12 protein-coding genes are annotated in these 15415 nt (G+C 55.5%); all 12 read right to left on the bottom strand.

Features of this window, described 5'->3' with window-relative positions; all coding sequences use genetic code 11:
- Positions 1 to 101: 101 nt before the first annotated feature.
- Positions 102 to 1238: an ABC transporter substrate-binding protein gene (locus ACORQT_RS20975; protein ID WP_033644639.1), complete on the bottom strand. Its 1137-nt coding sequence runs from the start codon at positions 1236 to 1238 to the stop codon at positions 102 to 104.
- A gap of 86 nt (positions 1239 to 1324) precedes the next feature.
- Positions 1325 to 3472 carry a phosphocholine-specific phospholipase C gene (locus ACORQT_RS20970; RefSeq protein ID WP_042785380.1) on the bottom strand — a complete coding sequence of 716 codons (2148 nt, stop codon included), beginning with the start codon at positions 3470 to 3472 and terminating at the stop codon, positions 1325 to 1327.
- A gap of 123 nt (positions 3473 to 3595) precedes the next feature.
- Complete coding sequence (gene queF, locus ACORQT_RS20965) at positions 3596 to 4435, bottom strand: NADPH-dependent 7-cyano-7-deazaguanine reductase QueF (protein WP_033644641.1); 840 nt, start codon at positions 4433 to 4435, stop codon at positions 3596 to 3598.
- Positions 4413 to 5309, bottom strand: a complete 897-nt coding sequence (locus tag ACORQT_RS20960; protein WP_033644642.1) for a queuosine precursor transporter — start codon at positions 5307 to 5309, stop codon at positions 4413 to 4415. Before ACORQT_RS20960 ends, queF begins: the two co-directional genes overlap by 23 nt.
- Positions 5310 to 5924, bottom strand: coding sequence for a helix-turn-helix domain-containing protein (locus tag ACORQT_RS20955; RefSeq protein ID WP_033644644.1), 615 nt, complete (start codon positions 5922 to 5924; stop codon positions 5310 to 5312).
- 534 nt (positions 5925 to 6458) lie between these two features.
- Entirely contained in the window at positions 6459 to 7760 is a 1302-nt protein-coding gene (locus tag ACORQT_RS20950) for a cytosine permease (protein ID WP_033644921.1), read from the bottom strand.
- 20 nt (positions 7761 to 7780) lie between these two features.
- Entirely contained in the window at positions 7781 to 8470 is a 690-nt protein-coding gene (locus ACORQT_RS20945; RefSeq protein ID WP_033644646.1) for a helix-turn-helix transcriptional regulator, read from the bottom strand.
- 27 nt (positions 8471 to 8497) lie between these two features.
- On the bottom strand, positions 8498 to 8908 hold the full coding sequence (locus ACORQT_RS20940; RefSeq protein ID WP_019453029.1) for a GNAT family N-acetyltransferase: 411 nt from the start codon (positions 8906 to 8908) through the stop codon (positions 8498 to 8500).
- Between the two features lie 416 nt (positions 8909 to 9324).
- Positions 9325 to 10239, bottom strand: a complete 915-nt coding sequence (locus tag ACORQT_RS20935; protein WP_164057067.1) for an alpha/beta hydrolase — start codon at positions 10237 to 10239, stop codon at positions 9325 to 9327.
- A 614-nt stretch (positions 10240 to 10853) separates the two neighbouring features.
- Positions 10854 to 11738, bottom strand: coding sequence for an ATP-grasp fold amidoligase family protein (locus ACORQT_RS20930; RefSeq protein WP_033651313.1), 885 nt, complete (start codon positions 11736 to 11738; stop codon positions 10854 to 10856).
- A gap of 50 nt (positions 11739 to 11788) precedes the next feature.
- A complete protein-coding gene (locus ACORQT_RS20925; RefSeq protein WP_042785378.1) occupies positions 11789 to 13084 on the bottom strand; it encodes a lysine N(6)-hydroxylase/L-ornithine N(5)-oxygenase family protein in 1296 nt (431 codons plus the stop codon).
- 1024 nt (positions 13085 to 14108) lie between these two features.
- The gene (locus ACORQT_RS20920) at positions 14109 to 15311 is read right to left on the bottom strand and encodes a lactonase family protein (protein WP_444859278.1); all 1203 of its coding nucleotides are present in this window, start codon (positions 15309 to 15311) and stop codon (positions 14109 to 14111) included.
- Positions 15312 to 15415: the final 104 nt, after the last annotated feature.

Raw genomic sequence — 15415 nt, 5'->3', positions numbered from 1 at the left:
ATAATTATTGGCAAGTAAATAGAATTGTTATGGAATAGTTAAGCGGGTAACTACATGAAGGATGCCGGTAGCAGGGCCCGGTTGGCGGGCCCTGGCGGGGATTATTGCGGCGTAAGCCAGAAGACCCCGCTGTAATCCAGCGCGGTGAATTTCTGGTGCACGCTTTCGATATCCGCTTGCGGATCAATATCTTTAAACAGCGCCGGGTGCAGGAATTTGGCGATCGCCTCGACCGCGATAAAGTTGAGCGGCGTGTCGTAAAATTGATGATAAATCGCCATCACGCGTTTTTCTTTCACCGCTTTCAACACGTTAATGCCGGTGCGATCCAGCAGATGCGCCAGTTTCTTTTGGCTGGTGGCCATATCGGTGGTGTAGCCCAGCGGCACGGCCAGCGTACCGCGATGGCCACGGCTCCAGTCGGCGCCGGTCAGCAGATAGAAATCCGGATTGCTGGCGATCACCTGTTCGACGTTCACTTCACCGCCCATGTCTGAAAACAGTTTGCTGCCGATATTGTCGCCGCCGGCGGTATCGATAAACTGCCCGAAGCTGCCTTTGCCGAAGGTATTGCAGCACTGCTCGCCTTTGATGCCGGCGCTGCGTTCGATGAAGACGCTGGGGCGCTGCTCCGGTTTCAGCGTGGCGACGCGCTGGCGCACCAGCTCGAGGCGTTGCTGATAGAAACGGATAAAGGCGTCGGCGTTGGGCTGCTCGTCAAACACTTTGCCCAACAGCGCCATGCTGGCGACGGTGTTGGTCAGCGGCTGCTGGCGGAAATCGATGATCAGCACCGGGATGCCGACTTTTTCCAGCTGGGTCAGTACGCCGCTGTCCTTCAATTTGCTCAGCAGACCGATGTCGAAAATGATCAGATCCGGTTGGCGCACCACCGCGCTCTCCACGCTGAAGTCACTGGTGTAGGGGTTGTCGAAGGTGGGGATTTGCATGACCTGCGGGAATTTTTTCGCATAGGCCTCAACCAGATCCGGGGCTTTGACCTTCAGCGAGTTGTCCCAGGCGATGATGTTTTTCAGCGGCTCCTGCGGATGCAGAATATTCAGCGCCAACAGCGCGCGGGCGTCGGCCAGGATAACGCGCTTGGCCGGTTGCGGCAGCGTAACCTGACGGCCGGCGACATCGGTAACGACGATCGGCGCGGCTTGAGCGGCGCCGGCCAACAGCAAAACGCAGGCGGCCAGCCAGCGGCCGGCTTTGGCGATAAGAACAGCGGACATGGAGATCCTTGAGTAATCGGCTAGGAACGAGAACGCAATGATAAGCGATATCCTTTCGCTTTTTGAACCTCTTCGCTGTCGATAGGCTACTCCTGGCCCATCAGCGGGTCGCTGACGCTGTGTTCGCCATCCTCCAGTCGGCCCGCCAGGCGGCGGCGCCAGCCTCCGGCGCTGTGCAGCGCAAGATCATACCAACCGCCGCTGGCGCGGGCGTCAAGCGTTTGGCGGTGGCTGCCGCCCGCAGGCAGCGTGATGGGCCACGGGCCTTGTTGCGAGTAAGGGCAGCGGTCGAGAGTGACCGTCACCGTTTCGGCACCCGGGTTATCCAACTGCAGCAGCAGGCTGCGGCCCGTCGGGCGCAAACGCACTTCCGGCTGCGGCCGGCTCAACGCGCCGCGCATTTCACGATGAAAACCGTTGGGGCCGAGCAGCCACAGATGGTACTCGTCCTCCGTCTGCCAGTCGTCGCTGACCGCCTTGCCGGCCTCGACGGTATAGCGGCGCGGGATCTGCGTCAGATCTCGCCGGTCGTAGACGTGAAACACCGCTCCTTGCTCGCCGGTATTGAACAGGTTCAGCGTTACGCGCCGCTGCTCGGCCGCGACGCTGGCCTCGACGTGCAGTTGATAGGGCAGTGCGCGAGAAGGGCGCGCCAGGCGGCGTTGGTGTGGCAAACGCTGGCGGGCGGGCGGCGGCAGCGGCACCTGCGGCAGCTGCTCCTGGCGTTGACGCAGACCGTCGGCGGCGTGGCGGCTGGTGGCGGGCAGGCTCGGCAATGCTTCGCCGTTAGGATCGACAAAGTTGAACGCCGAGGTGAGATCGCCACACACCGCGCGGCGCCAGGCGCTGATGTTGGGTTCATGCACCTGAAAGCGCTTTTCCAGGAATTGCAGCACCGAGGTGTGATCGAAGACCTGCGAATTGACCCAGCCGCCGCGGCTCCAGGGCGACAGCACCAGCATCGGCACCCGCGGGCCGGGGCCGTAGATGCGGCCGTCCGGCGGCGGCTGGTCCTGCGAGCCGGGCGGCGCCACGTGCTGGAAGATCTCGGTATCGAACGGCACCGTCGATTTACCGGCGAAGCTGCCGTCTTCGCGCAGCGACGGCGCGGAAGGCGAAGGCATATGATCGAAAAAGCCGTCGTTTTCGTCGTAGTTGACCAGCAGCACGGTTTTACTCCACACCTCCGGGTTGTCGGTCAGCGCGTTGAGGATCTCTTGCGTGAACCAGCCGCCTTGCACCGGGCTGGAGGGATCGGGATGTTCCGAATAGGCCGCCGGCGCGATGATCCAACTGACCTGCGGCAGTTTGCCCTGCTGCACGTCGGTGCGGAATCCGGCCAGCATGGCGTCCAGATCGTTGCCGTCGGCGGCCGGCAGGGTGTTGCCGTTGCCTTTGTACAGCGGCGCGGTCGCGTTGAGCTCGTCGCGATAAGGCACGAAGGCGTTGAAGTCTTTTGGCGGCCGAGCCGGGTTGCCCACCTGAATGCTGGCGGCGCGGTATTGGCGAAAGCCCGCCAGCGGGTTGTCGGTAAAGTTGTCCGGCAGGAATTGGTACACCTTCCAACTGACGCCGCTCGCCTCCAGCCGTTCCGGATAGGTGGTCCACCGGTAGCCGATCTCTGCCGGGCCGGGGCTGTCCCATTCGTTGACCACTACCGCCACGTCGGCGGCGGACGGGCCGTTGGTGCCGGTCCAGTGGAACAGCCGATTGGTGTTGGTGCCGGCGTGGATGGAGCAGTGATAGGCATCGCACAGGGTGAAGGCGTTGGCCAGCGCGAACTGGAACGGCAGCTCCTGCTGGCGGTAGTAGCCCATCGAGGCCGGCGTTTTGTAGGTGGGCCAGGCGCTCATGCGGCCGTGATCCCAGGCGGCTTGCTCATCCACCCACGAGTGCGGCGTGCCGGTGACGCGCTGGGCGTTGCCGCGTTTGCTGTCCAGATGGTAGGGCAGCACCAGCCGTTCGGCGCCCTGTTGCTGCCAGACCAGGCGATCGCCGGGCAGTGGAATGGTAAATCGATCGCTGAAGCCGCGCACGCCCGGCAAGGTGCCGAAGTAGTGATCGAAAGAGCGGTTCTCCTGCATCAGGATCACCACGTGTTCGACGTCGCGCAGGGTGCCGGTGCGGTTATTGGCGGGAATGGCCAGCGCTTTGCGAATCGAGGCGGGCAACAGCGAGAACGCCGATCCGATGGCGGCAGCCCGCAGGATGTCTCTGCGAGAAAGGTCAGGCATGCGTCGTTAATCTCCGTCAGTGTGCTTTGAAGATAGCCGCTGACGACGATAATGGCGAAAAATAACAGGGAGATGAAAGCGAGAGAAACAATGCTCCCTGGCGGGAGCATTGGGGGATGGGGCTTACTGTCTGATCAGGCGGCCGAGCGTCGGCGCCGTTTCGAAATCGCTGCGGAAGGGGTTGATGTCCAGGCCGCCGCGGCGGGTGTAACGCGCGAACACGCTGAGTTTTTCCGGGCGGCAGCTCTGCTTGATGTCGTTGAAAATGCGCTCGACGCACTGCTCGTGGAATTCGTTGTGCTGGCGGAAGGAGATCAGGTAGCGCAGCAGGCTTTCGCGATCGATTTTGCGGCCTTCATAGTGGATCACCACGCTGCCCCAGTCCGGCTGGTTGGTGACCAGGCAGTTGGATTTCAGCAGATTGGAAGACAGCGTCTCCGCTACGTGCTCCCCTTGATCGGCCGCGCCGCTCAGGTATTCCGGTTTGAAGGCGAAGTCGTCGACCGCGATATCCAGATCGTCGATGTTGATGCCCGGCAGACGATCGATCTGCGCCGGATAACCTTCCAGACCCGGATAGAGCTTGACGGTGACCTGGCCATTGGCCGCCTGCGACAGATCCTTCTGCATGGCGGCGCTCACCTGTTCCACGCTGTCGAAGCGCGTTTGGTTGAAGCTGTTGAGATACAGCTTGAACGATTTGGATTCGATCAGGTTGGAAGAGGAGTGCGGGAAGGTAAATTCGCCGATGCCCACCACCGGTTTGCCCTTGCCGTTGAGCCACGACAACTCGAAGGCGGTCCACAGATCAAAGCCGCTGAACGGCAGCTGCCGTTCGTCCACGCCGATCAGATCGCGGCCGCGTGCGCGCGGCAAGGCTTCGAGCAATGCGGGAGCATATTGGTCCGGATAATCGGAGTTCGCGCCAAGATGGGTGATCTTATCTTGCTTTTGGATATGCATATTCATTGCCCTTTGCTTGTTCGGTATTGATGTAGCGGTTAAACAGACTGCGGGTGGCGTAAATCGGCCCGACGCCCAGCAGGGCGTAAACCACCTTGATCAGGAACTGAGACAGGATCATGGTTTTGATGATGTCCCAGCTCAGCACGTTGTAGAACGCCAGCGTACAGAACACCACGCTGTCGATGGCCGATGCGATTACGGTGCTGGTGATCACGCGCACGAACAGGTAGCGGGAGTTGGTCAACTCTTTGATCTTGCAAAGCAGATAGGAGTTGACGTTCTCGGAGATCAGATAGGCCGCCGAAGAGGCCACCAGCACCGCCATGATGCTGTGCACGATGCCGTTGTAGGTCTCGCTGTACTCCCACTGTGGAATGCTCGGCACCAGCGTCGTCACCCAGACGCCGAGAACGAAGGTCAGGTTGGCGATGAACGAGATGATGATGGTGCGTCTGGCCAGCCGCAACCCATAGAACTCGTTGAGAATGTCCACCAGGATGAACGTGAGCGGATAGATGAAGATCGCCGGCGGCGTGATGAGATTCAGCACCGGAATTTGGATCGGCTTGACGCCGCACAGCGTCGAGAAGATATAAATCACGCTGAGCGCCACGGTAATAATCAGGTAGGCGTACCAGGAACGTTCATGGCGATCGCTGAGCTCATAGGCGGTTTTTTGTTGATTGTCGCCGTAGAGTTTACGGTACAGCGCCTGCAGCTCGTGCCGGCTCAGATCTTCCGATATTTCGCTGTCGGCCAGCTCATTGAGCCCCATGGTAATGGTTTTGCCGGTGGCCAATACCATGACATTGGCCGCGATGGTGCCATGTCGGGTGAAGCCCAACAGCTTGAACTTCTGATTCGGTTCCATTTATAACCTTTCTCCAACGATATAACCCAGGAATTGCACCGTCTCCTGAAGGCGTTTGTCCATGCTTTCGCTGTCTTTGTCGTCAACCACAAAGAAGCCGCTTTTTCCCGAGTGATACAGCAAAGGTGAATCGCAAATCAGTACCGGCGGACGTTTAATGATAATGACTTCGCCCGGAATGAATGACCCTTTAATTTCGGTCTCTATTTTCATTGCCAACATGTTCGACTCATCGCCGAAGAAATAAGTCAAAGGAAACTCGGTGACCAGTTGCCCGATCTTGCGCTGCGAGACGGCCAGATAGCGCGACTGCGGGATCACCGGAATGGCGGAAGGGTTCTTGTTGCCTTCGGTGGACAACGTTTCGTTGAGCAGCTCCAGTTTTTCCAGATCGTAGTCTTCGATCTCTTCACAGGAGACACCGAAAAAATCGGAAATCCGATTAACGGTGGATTGCTGAACGTTGTTCACTCTTCCATCAAGAATTTTGTATAGGGTAGTGCGCGTCAGGCCGCTGCGGTTGGAAAAGGAAGCCTTGGTTTCACCGCGGGTACGCATTAGATATTCAATATTTTTAATGATGTTGATTTTGCGCTGTGCGTTGGGGGTTTTCATAGGCTGTCCTTACAAACATTACGCTGGCTTCACTATATCTTACGCGTTGGCGTTGTCCAGATAAAAAGGCGCAGGGAATAGGATAACAGACTGATTATTTTCGTTAATTATTGCTTTCTGTCAGCGGCTTGGCGGGGGACGGGCGACGTGGATGCGGAAGGCGGTTTGGGGAAATGATAAAGCTGTGCAAATCAATTGATTAGCTTTTGCTTATGGAAAAGTGAACACAAAAGCCAATTTTATGTTCACTTTTATGTTGACCAAAGGCGATTTCATGGGCTACTGTTCATGCAAGCTGAAGTTTTTCTTTACGATCAAAACACTGAAGCTAACGACTTTTATAATAAAAAGCTCAGAGGGGGATGTTCCCGCACTCTGAGCATAATGGATAGCTTGCTACCGACACCAGGGACCCTCATCACCACGGCCGTTTGTCTGCGCGATCGGCCTATTCCTTTGCGCTGAACTCCGCATTTTGCGAGCAATAAAACACTCCCCCGTCATCGGAGGAGTGCGTTAACGCCTGTGCGAAAATCAGAGCGACTTCTGCGAGGCCAGGGGTTTTTGCGCCCGACTGAAGGCCAGCTTGAGCACCCAATACAGCAGGCTGGCGGCCACCAGTGAGTTGATGGTCGGTACGCCCCATTCGGTCGCCAGGCCAACGGCGCCGCCGGCGATGCTGGCGACGATCGCCGCCCAGCCGATGGTTGGGGTTTCGTTCGGCAACTGGCCCGTACGGCGGCTCTCGTCCAGGATTTTGCGGTGGCTGCGCAGCAGGTAATAGTCCACCAGCATGATGCCGATAATGGGCGGGAAGACCACGCCAAGCACCGTCAGGAAGTCGACGAAGCGGTCGAGAATGCCCAGCACCGACAGCGTGGTGCCCAGAATACCGATCGCCAACGTGGTGTAGGTGTACTTCAGCTTTTTGCCGGTGATGCCTTCCACCGCGTTGACGATGCCCAGCGAAGAGGAGTACAGGTTGAGATCGTTGACGCGTAGGGTGGAAAACACCACCACCAGCAAACCGGCGCCGCCGGCCGCTTGCGACATGATGGTGACCACATCCGCGGTGCCCAGGGTTTTGGCGATCAGGATAGCCAGACCATTCACCACGAACTCGCCGGCGACGATGGTGAAGATCGTAACGCCGAGCACGTGTTTGCCGTTTTTGGAGTAACGGGTCAGATCGGGCGTCATCAGGCTGGCCACGATGGCGCCGCCGACGACGATGGTGATGCCGGCGCTGATGGTCAATGGTTCACCCGGCGGCGCCAGCTGGATGATCTCCTGCAGGTTATGGCCGGAAAGCGCGGTCACTGAAATATAGGCCACCAGCATAATGAACATCGGCACCGCGATACGGGCGGCGATGCGCAACGCCTTGAAGCCGAATGCCACCAGGATGGTCAACAGCGTGCCCGAGAGCCCGGCGGCCAGGCCAAAGCCCAGCTTATTGCCGAGCGCGAAATCGAGCGACTTGGCGAAAATGGCGTTTTGAATGCCGAACCAACCCAGCAGGCTGACGGCCACGACCACGCCGATCAGCACCGAGCCCAGGCGGCCAAAGCCGCACCAGCGCGCCAGCAGGCTGCCAGAAATCCCTTCGCGCATGCCCGCCATCCCAAGCCCATAGGTCACCACGCCGAAGATCAGGCTGCCGACGAAAATGGCGGTGAAGGCGTCAATCAGCGTCATGGAGTTGCCGAGCACGGCGCCGAGCATGAACTGGTCCAACGCGGTCAGCATGCCCATATGCACGATGGCCACGCTTAAAAACGAGACTCTTTTATCCTGCGGCACCCGGGTGAGCGGATAATCTTCGATCTTTATCACGGTGAGATCTTCCTTGCGGTTCAAATAAACTGAATGCCCTTGGTTATCAGGCGATCGGGAATGTAGTTATCCAGGTTGGCGTATTTGCAATACTCCTCAAACTGTTGCTGAGTATGCACGTTGGCCTTCTGGTAAATATTATAAATGCGGTTTTCGATGGTCTTATTGCTGACGTTATAGATTTTGGCGATCTCTTTCACCGTAAATCGCTGCAGCATAAGGAAAATGACATCGAGCTCGGCGCGGGTGAACAGCTCGTTGTTAACTTCGGTGGTCAAGATGCTGGGTTTTTGCTGATTGATGTATTTCAGCGGCGACAGGCTGTTCATCGGCTTGGCGTTCCAGATCACGCCGATCACCTGTTTGTCATCGTTGTAGACCGGCAGCTTTTCGCTGATAAACGGCGTCAGGCTGTCTTTGCCATACCAGTAGTGCGTCTCGATGACCGTGACCCGATCGCGCGCTGCTTCGGTCATCTTGTCATGCTCGATAAAGTCGGCGGCGGAATCGGCCCAGTCGGCGGGGAATTCGTGGTCATATTTTCCGGCGACGTCGAAATTCAGCGGCGTATTGGTATAGAGATAAGCGGCGCGGTTCATATAGAGGTGGCGGGACAGCTGGTCTTTGATGCCCCAGGGCTCGCTCAGGTGCTCCATCATGGTGATGAGGCCCTTGAAATAAGATTCATTATTTTTATGCGATGAACCCATACCCACCTCTGCGCCGCTCAGGCCGCGTTACAGGCTTTTAGCCAGGTAATGGCGGGTATGGCGATGCGCATAGTCACCCAGCTCGCCATAGACTCGGTAGCCCAGTTTTTCGTAGAAGCCTCTGGCCTGGAAATCGAAGGTATCGACGTAGGCCATATGGCAACCGCGCTTGCGGGCTTCTTCTTCGGCTAGCTGCATCAGTTGGCGACCGTAACCGCTTTTGCGGCATTGATCGCCGACCCAAAGATACTGTACTTCCAGGCCGCCCCACCAGGTACGTGCGACCAGACCGCCGACGATCTGCTGGTTGTCGTCGGTGACGGTCAGGAACAGCGGGTGAATGTCTACGGGCTGGGTTTTATGGTTGTGCGCCCAGAGGCTGTCGATAACGAACTCTTCATCCTGCGGGTTGGGTTTGTCGGTGATATTAATATTCATTTTTAATATAATTCCCTGATTTAATTATTCAAATCTGAACTAGACGCTTTCGCCCCAACCGCTTCTATTATCACTTTTATTAATGTATTTCAAGGGTGGTTTTCACCCTTTTCCGCCGTGCAGGCGGGCGCTTATAGTAAGCATCACAGGGTGAAGAAAATAGCGAAACAGGCAGTATTAAAACGCTGAAATGCCCTGCCAACACCATCTTTTCCTACTTGCGCCTCACCAGGGCCCCACCGGGAAAACTGCAGTACTGTACGGCTCCACCGGATAGAGCAAGCTAACTTGCCGACGGGGGAGCCACTTTGTTTTTGCGCATCCGTTCCGCGATGACTGCGCGCTGTCTCAGATATTAAACGCTCTTCTTATCAGAAGATATGAGCCGCCGATGAAAATGCGGTCGATACCCTCCTTTAGTCTTCATATGCCACGCTGCTCAGTGCCGGCTCGATGGCGGCACCCAGCATGGCGCCGTGTCCCAAGTCGGGCCACTCCCGATAGCCGACGGTAAGACCGTCGAGCTTTGCCAGGCGTTCCGCCAGCATTTGCGCCGCGTTCGCCGGCAGAGCAGGGCTCTTCACGCCGGGCGGGGCCGCGCGCTCGCGCTCCGCCAGACCCACCCACAACTGCAGCCTTGCCGCCGGCGTCGGATGCCGTTCCGCCCACTGCTGCGCCTCTTGCAGGATCATGCCGTTGCCCCACCACAGCGAGGGTTCCACGGCGATATAATGCTGGAAGGCGGCGGGATGGTTGAATAACGTATGCAGAACGAAGAGCCCGCCGTAGGAATGGCCCCATAGCGTTTGCCGCTGCTGATCGACCGCCAGTTTGGCGGCGATCGCCGGTTTGATCCGCGTTTCAATCAATTGCAGGAAGGCCTCCGCGCCCCCGCCCGCCTGCGGCGGTTTCTTCATGCCCGTCGGCAGAGGCAGCGTATAGTCGTAGGCGCGGCCGGCGGCATCAATGCGCAGATCGTTGTCATAGCCGATCATCACCAGCACCGGTGGCCGCTTCGCCGTCGCCAATCTGGCCAGTAAGCTGGCGTTCAGCTCCATCAGCACCGCATTGCCGTCGAGGAAATAAATCGTCGGATAGCCGTCAGGCGCAGGCGCCCGACGAGGCTGGGCGATACGGACGCGGTAACGCCGTTGACCATCGGCGGAGGTGAAGCGCAGATCGCTGAAGCGGTAATCCTCAGAGTCGCTATCGGCGACGGTCACGCCGATCCTTCGTTCCAGATCGGGCCTGGCCTGCACGGCAGTCGGCAACCAAAAGCCGATGGCGAGCGCCAGAAGCGTGCAGATAAAATGCCGGTGAGACAATAACATGCGGGGCAGCGTCCTCGAAAAAGGCTGATATTAGCATCGGTATGCGCCCAGTAAAAACCTCTCCTTCGGGCGGGTATTTCAGTGGCGAAGTGCGGCCGGGATCAGGCGGTGGCTGCCTGATGCTTCGCAGGGTTAATAGCAACTCATTGTTATTATTGGCAAGTCAGGAATAAGAAGGGTTACGATTAATTAGAAATGATTATGTTTTTTTTGGAGGGGATAATCTGCTGATGGGTGCAAAAACACTCAATCATCAATGGGTGTTAGCGAAAAAAAGCCCTATAAAATAGGGCAAAGACACACAACAACACCAGGGAAACTTTCCGGTATCTTATATTATAGCTTCCTATACATATAGAACATTTTATTATAAATATGTAAACGATTCTTATTAATGTTATAATGCCATTGTTTTTCAAAGGGTTATGTCGCCCAAGAGGGAACGTTCCCGTTGCGGTGCAAGCCACTCCGCTGTGGATAAAGCGCAGGTGGCGGGGCGGTGCCGGCCCGCCGCCCCACAGTGAGATACCGGCGGGCGGCCTGCGAAAACGCCGGCCGGTATCTCCTGTTTGATGGATACGCAGGGGAATTGCGCCGCCTTTTGTTGATGATAATCAGTGCTGTTGCAGCGTCAGCATCTTGCCAAGCAAAACATCGGTCGGTGGCAGAATATCCGTATCCAGCCCGGCCGAGGGGGTAAAGGTCAGCTCACCGAAAATGATTTGGCCCTGAGAGATGTAGAAATCAACGCGCACGAACTCGAAGGGCGCCGACAAACGAGCGGCATACTCAAACAGCTCATCGTATCCCTCCGGTTTCACGAAGGCGTCTATCTCCTCCTGGCTCAACGCCAGGCAGTCCTCGCTATAGCAAAGGAACTTGAAATCTTTGTCGAAGAAGTAATATTTCGGCGTCCCGGTATCCCTGCCGACGCACAGCAAGGTGCAGTAAGGCACACCGCGAAAACAATAAATTTTATAGTCTTCAGGCCCGTGACCATTGGCCGATTCGATATACTTTTCTCCAATGATCTTTTTTTGTATCCCTTTGTAGTTGAGTTCTACATAGGTTTTCCAGTAATCGTCTTTCATCCAGCCATCGATCAGCTGGGAGGCGCTTTTAATGTTCAACGATTGTTTATTCTGGCAAATTAAATTATATCCTGAGCCGTGATTTCCCTTGATGACAAATTTCTCAGGCAGCGTTTCCCATGGGATCTCCTGTACCGAATCACAGGCAAAGTACAGCTCATTTAGGATCTCTTCACATCCTTTTGCCTTGATGTACTCTCTAACCGCATATTTATCTGCGCATTGAGTGACTAAGGCGTTTTTACTGTAGTCATTCAACTTAAGGTGATTGATTTTTTCATTCCAGGTCGATGGCGCCTGCAAGTTCAGCGGTTTGCCAAATGCTCTTTTGTAGATCAATCTGGCCTTGAATTCGGGGGCCAATACGGCCAACTGATTCATAATGAACTTGTTTATTTGTCTTTTCATATACGTAATTCCATCAAAGCATAGTGACAATGATTAAGACGTTCTTGTATTTAAAACGCGGGTGGCGCGCCTTCACTGCGCCATTGAATGGCTGTCGGCGTTGTTCCCAAATCAAATGGCTGGTGGTCTAACGCCCGATTAAGAATGCGGGCCGAACGCCACGCCATCAGGCTCAGCTGAGGATCGGCAATGCCGTGATTATGCATACTGGCGTTCATCGCAAATAAGCAGTTCTCCGCCGGGCCTTCCCACTCAAAGGTAAAGTCCGGGGCTATGCGGTACTCGCCGTCCGCCGTGGTCAACAGTCGGTGGGCCAGAGGCGCAAGGAACTCAGGCGTCGCCGATTGATAACCGGTAGCAAAGATCACCACGTCCGCCTTGAAGATTTCCTCGCCGTGATCGAGATGATGACGCGTTTCGAGTTGGTAGGCGTTATCCAGCGTGTGTTTTACGGCCGTCAGCGAACGGCTGGGCAGCAGGCGCACCCATAATTTCTCGCGCAGTACGTCGAAGCGGTGGTACATGGCGCGATAGATGGCCAGCAGCGACTCGCTGGTGATGCCGTCTGAGGTCATCTTTTGTTCGGCCAGCATATGCCGCTTGGCCGCGCTGTCCAGTGAGTAGAAACTCTCGACGTAATCTGGCGTGAAATATTCATTGGCAAAGGCCGCCTCATCAAGCGCGTTGTAATTGTTGCGCCGCGATATCCAGTCGAGTTGTTCCGGCTGCCCCCATTCCCCTTTAAAAATATTCAGGAACAGATCGGCGCCGCTCTGGCCGCCGCCGACGATCGCCACGCGTTTGCCTGCCAGATTAGGGTTGCGCAGCATCATTTCGCTGGCGTGGAAACAGCGATCGTTTTGCGCCGTCACGCAATCAGGTAACTTTATTTTCTTGCCAATACCGATACTTACGTGTCTGGCGTGGAAGACCTCCCGTGAGGTGGTCACCACGAACTGGCGTTGCCGATCGTCAAACTCGACTCGCTGAACGTCTTGATTGAACGCCAACGATCCCATCCCGCTTGCGGCCCAGGTGAGGTAATCGGCGAACTCTTCACGCGATGCGGTACGCTGTTCGGTCGTCAGGAAACGGTAGAATTTTCGGTTTTTTACCAGATAGTTGAGAAAGCTGTAGGGATTGGTTGGGGCAACCGCGCTCACCAAATCCTTTAAAAAGTTGGTTTGCATGTTGCAGTCAGCCAAAATCATGCCCGGGTGCCAGGAGAAATGAGGTTTGCGCTCAAGGAATTGCCCCGTAAATCCCTCGATTTCGCTCCCTAAGGCCGCCAGGCTAAGATTCGACGGGCCAAGGCCAATACCGATGATATCGAAACGCTGATTCATTAATAAGCTCCAGTATAATGAGAATAATACCCAGAAATACGGCTGCAAAGGGGTTGGCTTATAGCAACCAGGCTGCCTTTTTCTTATAAGTAAACGACATGAATTAAAAATAATTAAAAGATATGCGGGTTAAAAATGCGTCATTTTTAAATGCCCGTTTAGAATTCGGTAGCACATCAGGTAAAGGCTACGGGTGTATTTCTTTCCATGAAAGTCCCTGCGAAAGTTTGCGTATGTGTTTAATTAATATTCTTAAGCAATAATCTTAGAAACCGCGTTCATCATTCCATGTAAACGACACTCCGCAAAGAGGATAAGCCGCATGGGATTGGCATCGACTATTGACTGTTAACGTGTATACGCCGTTCTGCGTTCGGCTTGTGTTTCTTGAATCAGGTATTCGCTGCTTAGAATAGCGTTAAAAGGGATTCTGGGAAGGTGAAATAACATGATATTAGGCGTTGAGCGCTTTTTGAAAAGATGAAATTAAAGTGAAATTATGAAATTAGGCCGTTTTGATGGTATTTTTATCATTGTATTCAATGTGTTATTATCTTTTGGATGCGAGAGCTATTGCGTCTGGGCGGCATGGGGGTATCCGCTTTCACACCGGCCAATGCGCCCAGTTTTGTTGTTTGCGGGCCTGTATGGCGGGAAATTATCCCTATATGCATTAATTTCAATGAGTGAATGTTCATGTTATATACAGAGGCGCCTGTTGACGTTGGAAAAGCGCCAATTAAAAACCGATTGGCCGACAGTTTGACGTTTAGGTTCGTTTAGGTTCAGCGACGGCGTGACGTGCAAGGATATCCGTGTGCCGCCGGAACTTACCTGAATGTAGCCGCCATGATATCGACCCGGTTTGAATTGTTTTGGCGCTTCTCTTTTATAATTCCTTTGCCGCTGATGATGATTCTCATTACCTGAACGTTAAACGCCATGGGAATGGGGTAAAGTATGGCGCTCGTGGGCAAGAGAATCGATGTTGGCGCTGCGACAAACGGATTGCCGCAGCAATAATTTACTCGTGGATAAATTTAACGTCAGTTGGCGTACCTATCTGGACGCTTACGCCGTTGCCATATAATTCGCCGGTATCCAGATCGCGTTGTAATACGGTAACGTTATTACTAAACACATTGGCGATTAGCAGAAACTTTCCGCTTTTATCGAAGGCGAAAGCGCGCGGTTCGATTCCGCCGGAAAGCGTGCGGCCAATCAGCGTGAGTTTGCCATTCTCCGGGTTAATTTTATAACCCACGATTTCGTTGGTTTTTTGGCGATTGCTCGCATAGAGGTATTTTCCGTCAGGGGAAAACGCCAGCCCGCCGCCGCCCTTTGCATCCGCGCGGGCGCTTTCCGTCAGCGCTAATGTCTGGATGTTCTCCAACCGATCGTTATTAATCTGGTAGGCAAAAATATTCGCCGACATTTCGCTGATCACGTAGGCGAATCTGCCATTTGCGGAAAAGATCATATGTCGCGGGCCGGTGCCCGGTGGAAACGACAAATCGTAATCCGGCGCGAGCCTGAACGGCGCGGCCTTATTTGCCGCGTCGTAGAAGAAGGCATGAATGATGTCGCCGCCCAAATCGGCGGCGTACATCATGCGCCCGTCGGGGGTGAAGTTGACGGAGTGAATATGGGCGCTGGCTTGCCGTTCGGCAACGGCCTCTGAGCCCTTGGTGAAGGGAAAGCGCTGCAGCACCTCGCCGAGTTCACCGTTCTGGAGAATGGGGGCCACGATGACGCTGGCATGCCCGGGGGCGTTGGAGTAATTGGCGGCCAATAAGTAGCGCCCGTCTGGACTGATGGCGGCATGCGTCGGCTCTTGTCCCTGCGAGTCGATGCCGCTGATGCGTTGCGGCTCGCCGCCTTTGCCGAGCCTGAGCGTGCTGATTTGGCCTTGCTGAGTTTCATTGGTGGTATAGGCAAATTGGCGATTTTTGCTCAGAACTATCCAGGAAGGGCTGTCCATTTTTATGCGATTCAATGGCAGCAGGCTGCCGTCTTCGTTGAGCGCCAACCGATACATCCCCTGGCTGGGATAAACGGGCGGCTGAACCCGATCGCCGTCTCTTTCCCCTGTCCAGGTGCCAATCAAAACGATTTGCGCGGTGCTGCCCGGCTGCGGCTGCGGGGGAGCGGCCTGGGTGATCCAGGCCGGCAATAATAAAGACAGAAAGGAAAACTTGGCGATGCTGGGGAACGTTGCGTTTTTCATGGTCGGGCTCCTGGCGTGATTGACTGTGTTTTGTGACCGAGGCGAACGGTGTACAGGGTTTATCGTCGTAGCGAGGCACCGCCTAGAATGAACAGGCAGACATA

Origin of the sequence: Serratia sp. (in: enterobacteria), assembly GCF_052400455.1 — a bacterium.
Classification (GTDB): domain Bacteria; phylum Pseudomonadota; class Gammaproteobacteria; order Enterobacterales; family Enterobacteriaceae; genus Serratia; species Serratia ureilytica.
Note: the sequence above shows the minus strand (reverse complement) of the source record. Positions and strands in the feature narration are given on the sequence as shown.